Below are 17,320 nucleotides of genomic sequence, written 5' to 3'. Positions count from 1 at the left end.
GGAGGACTCACATGGCCACGGTTCCGTCCCACCCCGCTTATTCGCCTACCCTCTCTACCCGAGGGCGGCTCAACGGCATCCTGTTCGTCGCGCTTTTTGCGCTTGCGGTCACTCAGCTGGCGGCCTTGCCTGCCATCGCCAACCTGGGCATCAGCCCGTTGATTGTCGGCATCGTCGCCGGCGCGCTGTACGGCAATGCCTTGCGCGATGGTGTACCGGCCAGCTGGGCTGCCGGCATCAACTTTTCGGCCCGCGGCCTGCTGCGCATTGCCGTGGCCTTCTTCGGCCTGCGGGTCAGCCTGCAGGAAATCGCCGAAGTCGGCTGGTCGGGGCTGCTCGTGTCGTTGCTGGTGGTGTCCAGCACCCTGCTGATCGGCCTTTGGTGTGGCATGAAGCTGTTCAAGCTGGACCGCGACACTGCCCTGCTGACCGCCGCTGGCAGCGCCATCTGTGGCGCCGCCGCCGTGCTCGCCTTCGAATCGGCACTGCGCAGTGCCCCGCACAAGAGCGCCATGGCCGTCGGCAGCGTGGTGTTGTTCGGCACCTTGTCGATGTTCCTCTACCCGCTGGCCATCAACGCCGGGTGGCTGCACCTGGACACCCTGGGCGCCGGGCTTTTCCTGGGCGGCACTATCCACGAAGTCGCCCAAGTAGTGGGCGCAGCCAGTAACGTCAGCCCTGAAGCCACTCATATCGCCACCATCGTCAAGATGACCCGGGTGATGCTGCTGGTGCCGGTACTGCTGGTGGTAGGCCTGTGGATCAGCCGCTCGCGCAAGGCCGGCCAGGCGCAGGGCAATGGGCGCATTGCGATGCCGTGGTTCGCCTTCGGCTTCCTTGCCCTGGTGCTGGTGAATTCGCTGCAGGTACTGCCGGGTAGCGTGACCCAGGCGGTGAACAGCCTCGACACTTTTGCCCTGACCATGGCCATGACTGCACTGGGTATGGAAACCCGCTTCAGCCAAATTCGCCAGGCCGGGCCAAAGGCGCTGGCTACCGGGGCGATTCTTAACCTGTGGCTGGTAGGCGGTGGCTTGGCAATTACCCTCGGCGTGCAAAAGCTGTTGGGATAAATCGGGACAGGGGTGGCTTCTTCGCGGGCTTGCCCGCTCCCACAGGGATCCGCACTGTATCTGTGAGAGCGGGCAAGCCCGCGAAGAAGCCAACCCGGTCTCAAGGTTTTTCACCCGCCCCCTCGTTGCCGTCCACATTTCTCGGTATGGTGTTGTCAAAGAAGGATGTTTTACCCGCACAGGAAAGACTTAGATGCCTCAACGCAATGTCATCAATGCATCCGTCAGCCCCAAAGGCAGCCTGGAAACGCTGTCACAACGTGAAGTGCAGCAACTGAGTGAAGTCGGTACCGGTAGCCTCTACACCCTGTTCCGCCAGTGCGCCCTGGCCATCCTCAACACCGGCGCCCATGTCGACAATGCCAAGACTATCCTCGAGGCCTATAAGGACTTCGAGGTTAAAATTCACCAACAGGACCGCGGCGTGCGCCTGGAGCTGCAGAATGCCCCGGCCGACGCCTTCGTCGATGGCGAAATGATCGCCAGCACCCGTGAAATGCTGTTCAGCGCCCTGCGCGACATCGTCTACACCGAGAGCGAGCTGGCCAGCCAGCGTATCGACCTGGAAAGCTCCCAGGGCATCACCGATTACGTATTCCACCTGCTGCGCAACGCCCGCACCCTGCGCCCGGGCGTGGAGCCGAAGATGGTGGTGTGCTGGGGCGGCCACTCGATCAGCACCGAGGAATACCAGTACACCAAGAAGGTCGGCCACGAACTGGGCCTGCGCAAGCTGGACGTGTGCACCGGCTGCGGCCCTGGCGTGATGAAGGGGCCGATGAAAGGCGCCACCATCGCCCACGCCAAGCAGCGCATGCATGGCAGCCGCTACCTGGGCCTGACCGAGCCGGGCATCATCGCCGCCGAGGCGCCCAACCCGATCGTCAACGAGCTGGTGATCCTGCCGGACATCGAGAAACGCCTGGAAGCCTTCGTGCGTGTCGGTCACGGCATCATCATCTTCCCCGGCGGTGCCGGCACGGCCGAGGAGTTCCTCTACCTGCTGGGCATCCTCATGCACCCGGACAACCACGACGTGCCGTTCCCGGTGGTGCTCACCGGCCCGCGCAGCGCCGAGCCTTACCTGCAACAATTGCATGCCTTCGTCGGCGCCACCCTGGGCGAGGCGGCGCACTGCTTGTACGAAATCATCATTGATGACCCGGCCGAAGTTGCCCGGCACATGGTCGAAGGGCTCAAGGAGGTCAAGCAGTTCCGCCGCGAGCGCAACGACGCCTTCCACTTCAACTGGCTGCTGAAGATCGAAGAGAGCTTCCAGCGCCCGTTCGACCCGACCCACCAGGCCATGGCCGAGCTGGACCTGCGCCGCGAGCTACCACCCCATGAACTGGCTGCCAACCTGCGCCGGGCTTTTTCGGGCATCGTTGCCGGGAACGTCAAGGACAAAGGTATCCGCCTGATCGAGGAACACGGCCCGTATCAGATCCACGGCGACAGCGCTGTACTGGACCCCCTGGGCCGGCTGCTACAGGCCTTCGTCGACCAGCACCGCATGAAGCTGCCGGGCGGCGCAGCGTATGTGCCGTGCTACCAGGTGGTGACCTGACACCGGCTGTCCAAACAGTAACCTCAGGCTATTAGGGCCGCTTCGCGGCCCATCGCCGGCAAGCCAGCTCCCACAGGGCCCGCGCAATACTGAACGTCTGCGCAGTACTTGTGGGAGCTGGCTTGCCGGCGATGGGCTGCGCAGCAGCCCCATTAGTCTATTGGTTGAGGTCAGCCATTGGCCGCTCAACAAACCGAATGCTATCGCGCCCACTGCGTTTGGACTGGTACAACGCCACATCCCCCTGCTCGATCAACGCGGCCAGGCTCGCCGGCGGCTGCTCGAACAGGTTCACGCCGATACTCAAGGTAACCGCGTGCGGCGTAGGCACGGTCTTGCTGGCATACTGCTGAAATTGCTCACGCAATAACCCACCCAGCTCCATGACCCGCTCGCTACTCGCCCCGCTCAACAAGATGACGAACTCATCGCCGCCCAACCGCGCGGCCAGCGCGCGCTCGGGTAGCACCGTACGAATCATCTCGCTCAGGGCAATCAGCAACCGGTCCCCGGCGATATGCCCGTGCAGGTCGTTGACCAGCTTGAAGTTGTCGATGTCGATCAGCAGCAACGCCCCGGGCTGCGCCGGGCTGACGTCCTTGAAGAAATGCCCCGCCCGTACCTCTAGCGCACGCCGGTTATACAGCGCGGTCAACGGGTCGCGGGCTGCCAGCCGGGCAATCCGCTCTTCGCGCCGATAGCGCACAGTGCCGGTCATCGACAAAGCAATCAGCATGATCGCCATCGCCCCCTCGACCAGGGAAATCTGAATGATCATCCCGCCAAAGGTGGCCAGGTCAATCAACGTTCCCGGCGTGATCGCAATGACCGCCTTGGCCACATAGAACAGCCCGTGAATCAGCAGTACATAACGCAGCTGCACGGCCCCGACACTCAGCGACTTGCCGTGGGGCCGCAACAGGAAGCTGGCCTTCAGCGTCAATGCCGCCACCAGCAACGAGTTGACCATCAGCATCACCTTCGACCACTGCGGCCCTACGGGCAACAACAGCAAGGCGAACCAGACCACCACAATCATCAGCCAGGCCCGCGACAAGCGGTCCTGGGTAAAGCGCAGTACGCCCATCAGGAAGAAACAGTGCGCCACCACCAGCAAACCGTTGGCGAACCAGATACCGATGAACAACAACCCGACCCCGCGCAGCAAGGCCAGGATACAACCGACAGTAATAGTGGCAAAACCGGCACTCCAGAACAGCAGTGAGGTTTCGCGGACACTGCGCCACTCAATCGCCAGGTACAGGGCAGCCGCCGCTGCCAGGGCGACCGAGATGGTCAGCATCGTGGGTGGATCTAGCGCCATATACGCATTGGCCTATCTGGTTAACGAGGAAAAGGCCCGATTGTATGCGCTCGTGATGACTTTTCAGAGGGGCCTTGGACGGTTGACTGCAAATGATAGCCCAGCACCTGTAGATGGAGGCATGCCGGCAATATCATTTTGACATCAAGGCGCCGTGTTCACTACAGAAATCCCAGTGGTCTCGCCCCCCTCAAGCCCGGAGAGAAAACTCACCAGTTGCCGCCCATGCGAGCTCAATTGCTCCCAGTCACGGAAGCACAGGCGAAGCTCCAGGGTGGCCCAGCTTTCGGCCAGTGCCACCCTGCGCACCGGTAGCTCCTGTTCGGCGCGAAGGGCCGCTGTTTCAGGCAGCAATGCCACCCCTGCACGCTGTGCCACCAACTGAGCGATCGCCTCGAAACTCGGTGCACGCACCCGAACCTTCAGGGGCATGGCCAGCTTCATCGCCATTTCCTCGACAAAACGCTGCATCGGCCGCTCACCCGGGAGGCAGATGAACGCAAAGCCCAAGGCGTCGACCAGGCGTAGCTGCTCGCGCCCGGCCAGTGGATGACCGGCAGGCACCAGCATCACCAGGCGCTCGGTGCGAAACGGCAGCGATACCACGCCCTCACTGTTCAGGATGCCGTCATAAACACCGATCTCGCATTCGTTGGCCACCACTACCCGCAGCACATCCACGCTCTTGTGCTCGACCAGCTGCAGGTCGACTTCCGGGTAGTCCGCCAGGAACGGCCCCAACACGGCGGGCAGCAATGTGCTGTTGGTCACGGTGGAAGCCGCCAGGCGCAAGGTGATGCGGTGCTCACCAGATAGCTCTTTCAAGGTGCCCTGCAGCTTTTGCGCCTCAGCCAGGACGGTTCGCGCGCCCTCGAGCACCAACCGCCCGGATGGCGTTAGCTGCATGCCAGCGGCATTACGGATGAACAGCGCCAGCCCGCAGCGCTCTTCCAGCAGGCGCAGGCGATTACTGGCGGCCGATACGGCCACTGGAAAGGTGGCAGCCGCCTTGCTCAGGCTGCCTGTGGCAGCGATGGCCAGCAGCAGGCGCAGGTCAGTCAGATCGAATGGCATGGCTTCTCCAAAAGCGAACACCCTGTTCGATTAAAAGCGATTCTAGCTTAGCCGCCTTCTGTTCAGAATAAGCCCTGTCATTCTTCTGCTTCGGGTAATCCATGAACGCATTACGCAGCCTGATCCAACGCCAGATGCAGAGCGGCGCCTTGTACGCCGTGCTGGCCGCCCTGGGCTTCAGCTTCAAGGCGATTTTCGTCAAGCTCGCTTACGCTGCCGGGCCGGTGGACGCCATCAGCCTGCTGGCGATGCGCATGGGGCTGGCGCTGCCGTTGTTCGCCTGGCTGGTATGGGCCAGCCGTAGCCAAGGCAGCGCCCCGCTCAAACTGGGCGACGGTTTGCGTGTGTGCTTGCTTGGGCTGCTGGGTTATTACCTGGCCAGCCTTTTCGACTTTTATGGTTTGCAGTACATCAGCGCCGGGCTCGAGCGGCTGATCCTGTTCACCTACCCGACGCTGGTGCTGGTGTTCCAGGCCATCGCCCTGCGTGAGCGGCCAAGCCTGCGCACCTTGTCGGCCATGGGCCTGTGCTACCTGGGGCTGGGCATCGCCTTCGTCCACGACGTCAGTGTCGCCGGGGTTGGCCAACAGGTGGTGCTGGGCTCGCTGTGGGTGTTCGCCAGTGCGGTGACCTACGCGCTGTATTATTCCGGCACCGGGATGATGCTCAAGCGGATGGGCTCGATGCGCCTGGCCGGGCTGTGCGGCACCGCGTCCTCGCTGATGGTGCTGGCGCATTACCTGCTGGTGGCACCGGTCGGGCAGCTGTGGCAGTTGCCGGGCGCGGTGTGGGCCAACGCCGGGTTGATGGCGGTGTTTTCCACGGTATTGCCGATCTACTGGGTGGCGCTGGCAATCCAGCGGCTCGGGCCGACTCACACTGCGGCAGTGGGCAACCTGGGGCCGGTGCTGACGGTTTTGGCGTCATGGGCACTCTTGAGTGAAGAGATTTCGCTGTACCAGGTCATCGGGCTGGCGGTGGTGCTGTTTGCCGTGTCGCGGCTCAAGCCGCAAAGCAAGAAGAAAGCCGAGACAGCCACAGCGACCGAACCGGCACGGTCTCTGTAGGAGCGGCCTTGCCGGGACGCTCCTGCAAAAAGCGCACCCGACAAATCATCAGAGCACCCGCTTGATCAACGGCTCCAATCGGCTAAAACGCAACCGCCGCAGAAGCTTGCGTACTTCCTTGGGGTGTTCGGCCTTCACCCCCAAGGCCTCTGCCGAGGCAATCTTCGGCGCATGCCGGCGTAGCTCGGTCAGCTCCGCTTCCCGTGGCGCCAGCCATTGCCCTTGCGGGTCATCGATCAGCAGGCCGTTTTCCAGGTCCAGGTTGAACCCGCGCGGGTTCAGGTTGTTCCCGGTCAGCAGCGAATAGCGTTGGTCGACCCACACGCCCTTGGCATGGAAGGTATGCCCGGGATCGTTCCAGATCCGCACTTGTAGCTGGCCGCTGGCAATCGCCGCATGGCGGCGTCGGGCGAAGGCACGCAGGTTGTCTTCGTACAGATAAGGCAAGGCGCCACTGGCACTGAACGGCTCACCCGGGGCGATATAGAAGTCGTTGGCCGTGCGGTCACCGACGATCAGCTCAACGTGCACCCCCCGCTCCAGCGCATGGTCAAGCTCGCGCATAACCACACGCGGCGGGTTGAAATACGGCGTACTGATGATGAGTTGCGTGCGCGCCGTCGCCAACAGGGCGCACATTGCCTGGTTCAACGGGTTGCCACGGCCCACGCCCAGCAGCGGAATCACCCGCAACCCCTGCCCTGCCACGCTGGCTGGTGCCTCGTAGGCCATGCGCCGCAACCGCGCTCGCAAGCGCCGGATATCGCCGCGCAGGCTGCGGGTGGCAGGTTGTGCAGGCAAGTCGAGGCGTGGTGTGGCGGTGTGGTGCAACAGGCGCTGTACCAGGTCGACCATGGCGTCGGCAAGCCCCGGCGACTGGAACAGGTGGTAGCGGTCCAGGCGATAGCGGTCAAAGCGGTGCAGGTAGACGTTGTTCAGGCTGGCGCCGGTGTAGATCACGCAATCGTCGATGATGCTGCCCTTCAAGTGCAGCACGCCGAACAGCTCGCGGGTCTGCACCGGCACCCCGTGAATGACGATATCCAGCCCGCGCAACTGGCGCTGGGCCTGATACCAGGCGGCGTTACCCGGCTGGCGCCCGCCCCCCAGCAGCCCACGGCGGGCACGGAACCAGTCGACCACGATGGTGATTTCCAGGCCTGGCCGCTCAGCCTTGGCCTGGTACAAGGCATCCAGCACTTCCTGGCCGGCCTCGTCTTCCTGCAGGTACAGCGCGACGATGACGATGCGCCGGGTCGCGGCGCGGATGCGTTCGAGCAGGCAGGCGCGGTATGCCTTGGCATTGGGCAGCACCTGGATCGACTCGGGCGATATGGCGTAGCCTGGCAATGCCGCCAGCATGGATTCGGGGTTCACGAACGATCACCTTCTCTGTGCAATCACTGTCGGCCCTGCCAGCCGGCGGGGCCATTCCTGGCCGCTGCGCCCGGGGTGTAAGATCAACCCGGCAACGACCTATAACAACAAGAACCACGCGAGGCTGTATTTCTTTCTGCCCCTGACGAACTCTGCCTCAGCTTGCACAGGAACAGCGCAATGGTCCACCCCGCTTCTACAAACCTGTCGCCGTCTATTGTAAAGAGTTGTTCCGTAAAGACCTTCGGCTTTCTGATTTTGCCCAACTTCACCACCATTGGCCTGGCGTCGGCGGTGGAAACCCTGCGCATGGCCAACCTGGCCGCGCGCAAGCCACTGTTTCGCAGCGTGCTGATTGCCGCGGACGAGGCACCCGTGGTCGCCAGCAACGGCATGCGGGTACTGCCCGACTACAGCATCGCCAACGCCCCGGAGCTGGACACGTTGCTGGTGGTCGGCGCCAACCCGATCGACCGTGGCCGTAGCAGCCGCCCGCTGATCGACTGGTTGCGCAAGCTGGCCCGCCAGCACCTGCCATTGGGCGGTATCTGCACCGGTAGCTACCTGCTGGCCAAGGCCGAACTGCTCAAAGGCTACCGCTGCACAATCCACTGGGAAGACCTGCCGACATTGCAGGCGCACTTCCCCGGCATTGTCATTTCCAGCCAGCTGTTCGAACTGGACCGCGACCGTTATACCTGCTCGGGCGGTGTGGCAGCCATGGACATGATGCTGCAACTGGTGGCCCGCGAACCCGGGGGCCAGGACATTGCGGCCAAGGCGGCAGAGCTGTTGCTGTGCGACCGGGTGCGGGGCGAGCGCGATCGCCAGCGGGTACCGCTGCGCACCCTGCTTGGCAGCGCCCAACCCAAGCTGAGCCAGGTGGTGGCGATCATGGAGGCCAACCTGGAGGAACCACTGGGGCTTGAGGAGCTTGCCAGCCTCAACGAGGTGACCGTGCGCCAGCTGGAGCGGCTGTTCCACAAGTACCTGCAGCGCACGCCCAGCCAGTATTACCTGGAGCTGCGGCTGTCGCGGGCGCGGGAATTGCTGCTGCGCAGCGATGTGCAGGTGCGCGAGGTGGCGCTGGCCTGCGGGTTCAGCTCGCCGGCGCATTTTTCCAAGAGTTACAGCCGGTTCTTTGGCTTGTCGCCGCTGGGGGAGCGGCGGCAGGCCTCTCTGCACTGATCCAGATATTGCAATAGTTTTGCCGGCCTCTTCGCGGGTAAACCCGCTCCCACAGGGATCGCACAATGCTCAGGCCTGTGAGGCCCCTGTGGGAGCGGGTTCACCCGCGAAGAGGCCAGTACTGGCTTATCAATCTTCCAGTGCAGAGTGCGCCGTTTCCCGACACATCAGCATGGCCACCAGTGCCACCAGTGCTGCCGCCAGCAAATACCCCGCCGGTGCCAGCTTGCTGCCAGTCACCTGAATCAGCCAGGTGGCAATGAACGGTGCAGTCCCGCCAAACAGCGCGTTGGCCACATTGAAGCTGAGGGCAAACCCACTGAAGCGCACCCGGGTCGGGAAAATCTCGGCCAGCAGGCACGGCAAGGTTCCGTCGTTCATTGCCAGTATCGCCCCGAAGCAAATCTGGATCGCCAGGATGACCAGCAGCGGTTGCCCGTCAAGCAGGCGGAACAACGGCACGGTCAGCCCCAGGAACAACAGCGAAGCCACCACCAGCATGGTCTTGCGGCCAAACCGGTCGGACAACCGCCCCATCAGGAAGATCAAGCCAATATAAGTGGCGAGCGATACTGTCGAAGCAATGAATGAATCCCGCTCGCTCATGCCCATTTCACTGGACAGGTAGGTCGGCATGTAGCTGAGCAGCAGGTAGAACGCCACCGCGTTCAGGCAAGTAACGCCAATGCCGATGGCCAGGCTGCGGCGGTGCTGGCCCAGCAGCTCGCGCAGCGGCGTCGGGCCCATGCCGGCCTTGTGTTCCAGGCGCTGCTCCATCTCCAGGAACTTGGGCGTGTCCTGCAGGCTCATGCGGATATAGCGCCCCACCAGGCCGAACGGCGCCGCCAGCAGGAACGGCAGGCGCCAGCCCCATTCATGCAGGGCTTCGCTGCTGAGCAGTTCGTGCAGTACGGCCACGAACGCCGCACCAAACAGCAACCCCGCTGCCGTGCTGGCCGGCACGATACTGGTGTACAGGCCACGCCGGCCGGGCGGCGCGTATTCGGCCAGGAACGCCGCAGCACCGGCGTACTCGCCCGACGCAGAAAAACCCTGCACCAGGCGGATCAGCAACAGCAGCGCCGGCGCCCACAAACCGATTTGCGCATAACCAGGCAGCAGGCCGATGCAGAAGGTCGATACCGACATGATCATGATCGACCACGACAGTGCGTTGCGCCGACCATGGCGGTCGCCAAAGTGCCCCCAGACGATACCGCCTAGCGGGCGGACCAGGAACGACAGGGCAAACACGGCGAAGGTTGCCAGCAGGCCGGTGGTCTTGTCGGTCTGCGGGAAGAAGGTGGCGGCGATGATGGTGGCCAGGTAGCCGTAAGCGGCGTAGTCGAACCACTCGACGAAGTTGCCCATGAAACTGGCCCGGGCGGCCTTGCGCAGGGCCTGGCGTTCGGCGTTGTGTGCGGGACCGGCGACGGCGGATGGGTCAAGTGTGGTGCTGGACATGACGGGTACCCTCTGGTTCTTTTAATTGGAGGCAGGGTCTGGTGGTCATACAGTGATATTTTTGTTGTCCGGGTTGGCCTCATCGCCGGCAAGCCAGCCCCCACACGGGACTCCACAGGCATTGCATGCTGTGCAGTATCTGCAGGCGCTGGCTTGCCGGCGATGAGGCCAGCTGCGGTCTTTATTTGCGAATGATGTTGTGCTCCGGCCCATACGGGAACCTGGTGATGTTCTCGGCGCCGTTGTCATTGACGATCAGGATGTCATGCTCGCGGTACCCGCCCGCCCCCGGTCGCCCTTCGGGCAGCATGATCATCGGTTCGATCGACACCACCATGCCAGGCTCCAGCACCGTGTCGATGTCTTCGCGCAGCTCCAGCCCCGCTTCGCGGCCGTAGTAGTGGCTCAAGGTGCCGAACGAGTGGCCATAGCCAAAGGTGCGGTACTGCAGCAGGTCGTGGCGCAGGAAGATTTCGTTCAGTTCACGGGCGATGTCGCTGCAGCGCATGCCCGGGCGTACCAGTTTCAACCCAGCCTCGTGCACCTCCACGTTGGCCTGCCAAAGGCGCAGGTATTCATCCGGGCAATGGTCGAGGAACAGTGTGCGCTCCAGCGCGGTGTAGTAGCCAGCGATCATCGGGAAACAGTTGAGGCTAAGGATTTCACCCTTGCCGACGCGACGGCTGGTCACCGGGTTGTGCGCGCCATCGGTGTTGAGCCCGGACTGGAACCAGGTCCAGGTGTCCATCAGCTCCGCATCGGGGAAGCGCCTGGCAATTTCACGGACCATCGCCTGGGTGGCATGCAGCGCCACTTCATACTCCGGCACCTGCTCGCGCAGCGCCTCCACCACCGCCGCACCGCCAATGTCGGCCACCTGCGCACCGTGGCGGATCAGCGCCTGCTCCTCAGCCGACTTGATCATGCGCATGCGCATGCACGGCGCGCCAATGTCCAACAACTCGGCTTTGGGGTAGCAGGCGGCCAGCTTGGCGTGGTTCTGCAGGTTGAGGTGGTCGTGTTCGACGCCGATGCGCGAGGCCAGCGGCAGCGCCTGCTGGATGGCAACGAAGTAGTTGTCGCGTTGCCAGTCGGTGTAGACGATGTTGTCAGTGCCGACCGTGCGCCGCCAGGGCTGCCCGCCATCGATATTGGCGCTGATCGAGACGACTTTGTCCTGGGTGATCACCAGCGCATACGGGCGGCCGAACGAGCAGTAGAGGAAGTCGCTGTAGTAGTTGACGTTGTGATACGACGTGAAGATCGCCGCTTCAATGTCCAGCTCGGCCATGTAGGCCCGCAGCCGGGCGTGGCGGGCTGCATATTCCTGCGCCGAAAAGGTCGGCTGCACCTTGTCGCCATTGCGGATTTTCAGGGTCTTGGGCATTTGCATGGTCGGGGTTCCTTGTCGTTGTGAGCACGCTGTTCAGGCCGGCCGCCTGAGAAGCATTGCAACAGAACCGACGAGGACGCTTTTGTATCTATCCGACCTGGAATTGGCGGGATCACCAGTGCCAAGGGGCTGCTCTGCAGCCCATTCGCGGGCTTGCCCTCTCCCACAGGATTTTCACCGCCTTGAGAGGCTGCGCTGTACCTGTGGGAGCGGGCAAGCCCGCGAATGCGGCGCAACGCGCCCCCCGCAACACCGTTACTTCAGGTCAAAACGATCCAGCTCCATGACCTTCTGCCAGGCGGCCACAAAGTCCCGCACGAACTTGTCACCCCCATCACTGCTGCCATACACCTCGCTCAACGCCCGCAGCTGGGCATGCGAACCAAACACCAGGTCAACCCGGCTACCACTCCATTTGAGCTGCCCGGTCTTGCGGTCGCGGCCTTCGAAGGCCTCGTTGTCCGCCGAGGTCGGCTTCCATTCCACGCCCATGTCCAGCAGGTTGCGGAAGAAGTCGTTGCTCAGGGTGCCGGGCTTGTCGGTGAACACGCCCTGCTTGCTGCCGCCATGGTTGGCGCCCAGCACGCGCAGGCCGCCAATCAGCACGGTCAGCTCCGGCGCCGTCAGCGTCAGCAACTGGGCCTTGTCCAGCAGCAGCTTCTCAGCCTTGACGCTATAGCGGGCCTTGGTGAAGTTGCGGAAGCCATCGGCCAACGGCTCTAGCACGGCAAACGACTCGACATCGGTCTGCGCCTGAGACGCATCGACACGGCCCGGGCGGAACCCTACGCTGCCCGTGTAACCGGCCTCCCTGGCGGCTTTTTCAACAGCTGCGGTACCGGCCAGCACGATCAGGTCGGCCAGAGAAACCTTCTTGCCGCCGTTGTTGAACTCGCCCTGGATCTTTTCCAGCGCCGCCAGCACCTTATCTACACCCTGGTTTGCAGCCCAGTCCTTCTGCGGTGCGAGGCGCAGGCGGGCGCCATTGGCCCCACCGCGCTTGTCGGAGCCACGGAAAGTCGACGCGGATGCCCACGCGGTGGAGACCAGTTCGCCCACGCTCAAGCCCGAAGCCAGGATCTTGGTCTTGAGATCTGCGATGTCTTGCTCGCTGGTCGTGGCTGGATCTGCCTTGGGCAACGGGTCTTGCCACAGCAACTCTTCGTTGGGCATTTCCGGGCCCAGGTAACGGGCCAGCGGGCCCATGTCGCGGTGGATCAGCTTGTACCAGGCACGGGCAAAGGCATCCGCCAGCTGGTCCGGGTTGTCCTTGAAGCGACGGGCGATCGGCTCGTAGATCGGGTCGAAACGCAGCGCCAGGTCGGAAGTAAGCATCGACGGTGCGTGTTTCTTGCCCGGATCGTGGGCATCCGGCACGGTGCCTGCGCCTTTGCCCTCTTTCGGCCGCCACTGGTGCGCACCGGCCGGGCTCTTGGTCAATTCCCACTCAAAGTTGAACAGGTTGTTGAGGTACTCGTTGCTCCACTTGGTCGGGGTAGAAGTCCAGGTCACTTCCAAGCCGCTGGTGATGGTATCCCCCCCTTTGCCAGTACCAAACTTGTTGGGCCAACCCAGGCCCTGCAGCTCAAGGCCAGCAGCTTCCGGCTCGGGGCCGACGTTGTCGGCAGGGCCGGCACCGTGGGTCTTGCCAAAGGCGTGGCCGCCGGCGATCAGCGCCACGGTTTCTTCATCGTTCATGGCCATGCGGCCAAAGGTTTCACGGATGTCCTTGCCCGAGGCCACCGGGTCGGGGTTACCTTCCGGGCCTTCCGGGTTCACGTAGATCAGGCCCATCTGCACGGCGGCCAGCGGGTTTTCCAGGTTCCGCTCGGCCGACAGGTCGCGATTCTGTTCTTCGCCGTGCTTGGCCGGCTCGGCCACCAGGTCACCCTGGCCTGGCGGCTGGGCCTTGACCTGTTCCTTGCCGTAGCGGGTATCGCCGCCCAGCCAGACCTTTTCCGAGCCCCAATACACATCTTCGTCCGGCTCCCACACATCGGCGCGCCCGCCAGAGAAACCGAAGGTCTTGAAGCCCATGGATTCAAGGGCAACGTTACCCGTGAGCACGATCAGGTCGGCCCAGGAAATCTTGTTGCCGTATTTTTGCTTGATCGGCCATAGCAGGCGCCGGGCCTTGTCGAGGCTGACGTTGTCCGGCCAGCTGTTCAGAGGGGCGAAACGTTGCTGGCCAGAACCCGCGCCACCGCGGCCATCGCCGATGCGGTAGGTGCCCGCGCTATGCCAGGCCATGCGGATGAACAGCGGACCGTAGTGGCCGAAGTCGGCGGGCCACCAGTCCTGCGAGTCGGTCATCAGGGCAGTCAGGTCGTTCTTCAGGGCCTGGAAGTCGAGGCTCTTGAACGCCTTGGCATAATCGAAGTCCGGATCGGGGCTGGATTTCGACGAATGCTGGTGAAGAATACGAAGGTTGAGCTGGTCAGGCCACCAGTCACGGTTGGTGGTGCCGCCACCTGCGGTTTGATGGAACGGGCATTTCGATTCGTTCGACATCTGCGGGTACCTTTGGGTCGGTTATCCAGATTTCCGGTCTATGCCAGGTGTTCTTTCAGCCGAGCGTGTGGGCTCGTGCTACCCCTCATCAGGTCTACACGGGGCCACGGGAAAGACTAGACGAGCTTGGGCAGAGTTCTAATAGAGTGGCTGTTAGGGGTTGATAGGCTGGCTCTGTCAGGTTTGCTTAGGCTGGCCTCTTCGCGGGTGAACCCGCTCCTATAGGTATTGCACCAGTCTTGAATCCTGTGCCCTACCTGTGGGAGCGGGTTCACCCGCGAAGAGGCCGGCACATTCATACAAGGCAAGCAGGCCAGCGGCGTGCTTCAATACACCGCCAAGCCCTCTATATCCGGAACCTGAGCCCAATGAACCGCAACGACCTGCGCCGCGTTGACATGAACCTGCTGGTGCTGTTCGAAGCCTTGATGATCGAACGCAACCTGACCCGCGTCGGTGAAAAGCTGTTCATCACCCAGTCCACCGTCAGCGCCGCCCTCGCCCGCCTGCGCGAGCTGTTCGACGACCCGTTGCTGATACGCAGTGGCCGGGCCATGGAACCCACGCCAAGGGCCCTGCAGATCTTTGCCGAACTGGCGCCAGCGATGGACGTGATTTCCGCCGCCATCAGCCGCGCCCGCGAATTCGACCCGGCCAGCAGCTGCAATGTGTTCCGCCTGGGCCTGTCGGACGATGCCGAGTTCGGCCTGTTCCCGGCCTTGCTGCAGGCCCTGCGCGAAGAAGCCCCGGATATCAGTGTGGTTGTGCGGCGCGCCAACTTCCTGCTGATGCCTGGCCTGCTGGCCAGCGGCGAAATCTCGGTAGGTGTGAGCTACACCACCGACCTGCCGGCCACGGCCAAACGCCGCAAGCTGCGCGACATCGGCGTGCGCGTGCTGCGCGCCGACGACCGCCCCGGCCCGCTTACCCTCGACGAATACTGCGCGCGCCCGCATGTAATGGTGTCGTTCTCCGGCGACATGAGCGGCAACATCGACCTAGACCTGGCGCGCATCGGCCGCTGCCGCAAGGTGGTGCTGGCAGTGCCGCAGTTCGGCAGCCTGCGCGCCCTGCTGCGCAACACCGAGCTGATTGCCACCGTGCCGGACTACGCCGCCTGCGCCCTGGCCGACGACGGTAGCCTGCGCGCCGACCCGGCGCCGTTCGACATCACCGAGGCCGAACTGTCGATGGTCTGGAGCGGCGCCCAGGACAACGACCCGGCCGAGCGCTGGCTACGCGAACGCATCCTGCAGTTCATGGCCCGGTAGCTAATCACTCACTTCTTGCGCTGCATCCACGCCGCGCCCAGCCCACTGAGGCAGATCACCGAAATCCCAACCAGGCTCAGGGTGTCCGGCACCTGGCTATAGAATACAAGCCCAAGCAAACCGGCAAACACGATCTGGCAGTAGCTGAACGGTGCCAGCAACGCCGGTGCCGCGTGGCGGAAGGCCTGGGTCAGCAGCAGGTGCGCCGTCATGCCAAAGCCCCCCAGGGCCAGCATCAGCAGGGCATGGTCCCAACGCGGCACCTCCCAGAAGAACGGCACCAGTGCACTCATTGCCAGGGTGTTGCACAGCCCTGCATAGAAGTTGCTGGTGGTCGGGCTGTCATGTGCAGCCAGAATGCGCGTCAGCAACTGATAAAAGCAGAAGCCCAACGCCGAACCGAACGGATACAGAATGGCCGGGGTAAACATCGCCCCACCTGGGTGCACCACCACCAGCACGCCGATGAAACCCAGCACTACCGCCACCCACTGCCCCACCGTCACCCGCTCTTTGAGCAGCGGAGCAGACAGCGCGGTAACCAGCACCGGGGCAAGGAAGTTGACCGCAGTCGCCTCAGCCAGCGGCAGATACTGAAGGCCGCTGGTGAACAGCAGGCTGGTGCTCAGCAGGCTCAAGGCCCGCAAGGTCTGCAGTACTGGCCGGCGGGTGCGCAATACGTTGAGGCCAGACTTGGGCAGGAAAATGCCGGCCATCAGCAGCGTATGCACGACATAACGCGCCCACACCACCATCACAATCGGGTAAATGCCGCCGAGGAATTTGGACAGGGCATCGTGGCTGGCGAACAGGAACGTCGCCCCCACCACCAGCGCGATACCGCGCAAGGGTTGGTTGACGCCGGACAGCGGTGTGCTGGAACTCATGGCTCTCTCGATGACGGCACGGCGGCATGCCACGCCCAGGGAAGGCCGCTCAGGCGTGGCCTGGCGGATGCAACAGCTCGAATTCTAGAAGAGATACCGCAGCATAAGGAAGTTCATTTGCCGCTTGTCCACGCCGGCTGCAATTACTGTTCGCTGATCGACCACTTTGTGCCTTGAACGCATGGCCCGCGCCTCGCTGATCACCCACCATCGAGTGCGAACCCTGCACACCCTACAAGGAATTTACATGCAAAGGCTCACCACCCGTAGCGGTCTGGACCTGCCAGCAATCGGCCTGGGCACCTGGCCAATGACCGGCACCGAATGTACCCAGGCCGTGCACCAGGCGCTGGACGTGGGTTACCGGCACATCGACACTGCCACCGCCTACGAAAACGAAGCGGCCGTTGGCCAGGCCCTGCGCGACAGCGACGTGCCACGCGAGCAGATCCACCTCACCACCAAGGTGTGGTGGGACCGCCTGGAGCCCAAGGCCATGCGCCAGTCGCTGGAAGACAGCCTGCGCGCCCTGGGCACCGAGCAGGTCGACCTGTTCCACATTCACTGGCCCGGCAAGGACTGGGACCTGGCACGCAGCATCGACACCTTGGTAGCGCTGCGTGACGAGGGCAAGGCGCGCCACATTGGTGTGGCCAACTTCCCGCTGGGCCTGCTGCGCCAGGTGGTGGAAACCCTGGGTGCGCCGTTGTCGGCGATCCAGGTGGAATACCACGTGCTGCTCGGCCAGCAACCGCTGCTGGACTACGCACGCCGCCATGACCTGTTGCTTACCGCCTACACCCCGCTGGCCCGCGGCCAGGCGGCGGCGCAGCCGGTGATCCAGGCGATTGCCCGCAAGCACGGCGTGCTGCCCAGCCAGGTGGCGCTGAAGTGGTTGTTGGACCAGGACGGTGTGGCGGCAATCCCCAAGGCCAGTAGCCGCGAGAACCAGCTGGCCAACCTGGCAGCATTGAACGTGCAACTGGACGACGAGGATCGCGCGGCGATTGCCCAATTGCCGAAAGATCAGCGGGTGGTAAGCCCGCCGTTTGCGCCAGACTGGAATAGCTGAGGCAGGTAACTGCCTTGCGCCAAACCTGAATTTTTGCACCCCTCACTGTGGG

13 protein-coding genes are annotated in these 17,320 nt (G+C 63.3%); 6 read left to right on the top strand and 7 right to left on the bottom strand.

Features of this window, described 5'->3' with window-relative positions; translation table 11 throughout:
- Window positions 1-11: 11 nt before the first annotated feature.
- Together ACN6NG_RS11790 and ppnN are read left to right on the top strand one after the other, a co-directional pair.
- Window positions 12-1,073 carry a YeiH family protein gene (locus ACN6NG_RS11790; RefSeq protein WP_016499220.1) on the top strand — a complete coding sequence of 354 codons (1,062 nt, stop codon included), beginning with the start codon at window positions 12-14 and terminating at the stop codon, window positions 1,071-1,073.
- A 193-nt stretch (window positions 1,074-1,266) separates the two neighbouring features.
- Window positions 1,267-2,640 carry a nucleotide 5'-monophosphate nucleosidase PpnN gene (ppnN, locus tag ACN6NG_RS11785; RefSeq protein WP_474314060.1) on the top strand — a complete coding sequence of 458 codons (1,374 nt, stop codon included), beginning with the start codon at window positions 1,267-1,269 and terminating at the stop codon, window positions 2,638-2,640.
- 157 nt (window positions 2,641-2,797) lie between these two features.
- Here the strand turns inward: ppnN and ACN6NG_RS11780 are convergent, their stop codons facing one another.
- Together ACN6NG_RS11780 and ACN6NG_RS11775 are read right to left on the bottom strand one after the other, a co-directional pair.
- Window positions 2,798-3,943, bottom strand: a complete 1,146-nt coding sequence (locus ACN6NG_RS11780; RefSeq protein ID WP_063423638.1) for a GGDEF domain-containing protein — start codon at window positions 3,941-3,943, stop codon at window positions 2,798-2,800.
- Window positions 3,944-4,108: 165 nt separating this feature from the next.
- The gene (locus ACN6NG_RS11775) at window positions 4,109-5,038 is read right to left on the bottom strand and encodes a LysR substrate-binding domain-containing protein (RefSeq protein ID WP_063423637.1); all 930 of its coding nucleotides are present in this window, start codon (window positions 5,036-5,038) and stop codon (window positions 4,109-4,111) included.
- Between the two features lie 101 nt (window positions 5,039-5,139).
- Between ACN6NG_RS11775 and ACN6NG_RS11770 the strand changes: the two genes are divergently transcribed.
- A complete protein-coding gene (locus ACN6NG_RS11770; RefSeq protein WP_353456984.1) occupies window positions 5,140-6,105 on the top strand; it encodes a DMT family transporter in 966 nt (321 codons plus the stop codon).
- 48 nt (window positions 6,106-6,153) lie between these two features.
- On the opposite strand, the gene pssA is transcribed toward ACN6NG_RS11770, so the two are convergent.
- On the bottom strand, window positions 6,154-7,482 hold the full coding sequence (pssA, locus tag ACN6NG_RS11765) for a CDP-diacylglycerol--serine O-phosphatidyltransferase (RefSeq protein WP_081237885.1): 1,329 nt from the start codon (window positions 7,480-7,482) through the stop codon (window positions 6,154-6,156).
- Between the two features lie 180 nt (window positions 7,483-7,662).
- Between pssA and ACN6NG_RS11760 the strand changes: the two genes are divergently transcribed.
- The gene (locus ACN6NG_RS11760) at window positions 7,663-8,670 is read left to right on the top strand and encodes a GlxA family transcriptional regulator (RefSeq protein WP_016499214.1); all 1,008 of its coding nucleotides are present in this window, start codon (window positions 7,663-7,665) and stop codon (window positions 8,668-8,670) included.
- A 129-nt stretch (window positions 8,671-8,799) separates the two neighbouring features.
- On the opposite strand, the gene ACN6NG_RS11755 is transcribed toward ACN6NG_RS11760, so the two are convergent.
- From ACN6NG_RS11755 to katG, 3 genes are all read right to left on the bottom strand, one after another.
- Window positions 8,800-10,134 (bottom strand): MFS transporter, encoded by a 1,335-nt coding sequence (locus tag ACN6NG_RS11755; protein WP_474314057.1) that lies wholly within the window; start codon window positions 10,132-10,134, stop codon window positions 8,800-8,802.
- Between the two features lie 181 nt (window positions 10,135-10,315).
- Window positions 10,316-11,527 carry a M24 family metallopeptidase gene (locus tag ACN6NG_RS11750; RefSeq protein WP_474314056.1) on the bottom strand — a complete coding sequence of 404 codons (1,212 nt, stop codon included), beginning with the start codon at window positions 11,525-11,527 and terminating at the stop codon, window positions 10,316-10,318.
- 255 nt (window positions 11,528-11,782) lie between these two features.
- The gene (gene katG / locus ACN6NG_RS11745) at window positions 11,783-14,038 is read right to left on the bottom strand and encodes a catalase/peroxidase HPI (protein WP_474314054.1); all 2,256 of its coding nucleotides are present in this window, start codon (window positions 14,036-14,038) and stop codon (window positions 11,783-11,785) included.
- A 368-nt stretch (window positions 14,039-14,406) separates the two neighbouring features.
- On the opposite strand from katG, the gene ACN6NG_RS11740 reads away from it, so the two are divergent.
- Window positions 14,407-15,309 (top strand): LysR family transcriptional regulator, encoded by a 903-nt coding sequence (locus tag ACN6NG_RS11740; protein ID WP_028613150.1) that lies wholly within the window; start codon window positions 14,407-14,409, stop codon window positions 15,307-15,309.
- Window positions 15,310-15,317: 8 nt separating this feature from the next.
- On the opposite strand, the gene ACN6NG_RS11735 is transcribed toward ACN6NG_RS11740, so the two are convergent.
- Entirely contained in the window at window positions 15,318-16,196 is an 879-nt protein-coding gene (locus tag ACN6NG_RS11735) for a DMT family transporter (protein ID WP_028613151.1), read from the bottom strand.
- A gap of 247 nt (window positions 16,197-16,443) precedes the next feature.
- Between ACN6NG_RS11735 and ACN6NG_RS11730 the strand changes: the two genes are divergently transcribed.
- The gene (locus ACN6NG_RS11730) at window positions 16,444-17,268 is read left to right on the top strand and encodes an aldo/keto reductase (RefSeq protein ID WP_474314052.1); all 825 of its coding nucleotides are present in this window, start codon (window positions 16,444-16,446) and stop codon (window positions 17,266-17,268) included.
- The last annotated feature ends 52 nt before the right edge of the window (window positions 17,269-17,320 follow it).

The sequence above is a fragment of the Pseudomonas sp. TSO6 genome, from assembly GCF_056098905.1.
This window is presented reverse-complemented; position numbering and strand designations above follow the sequence as displayed.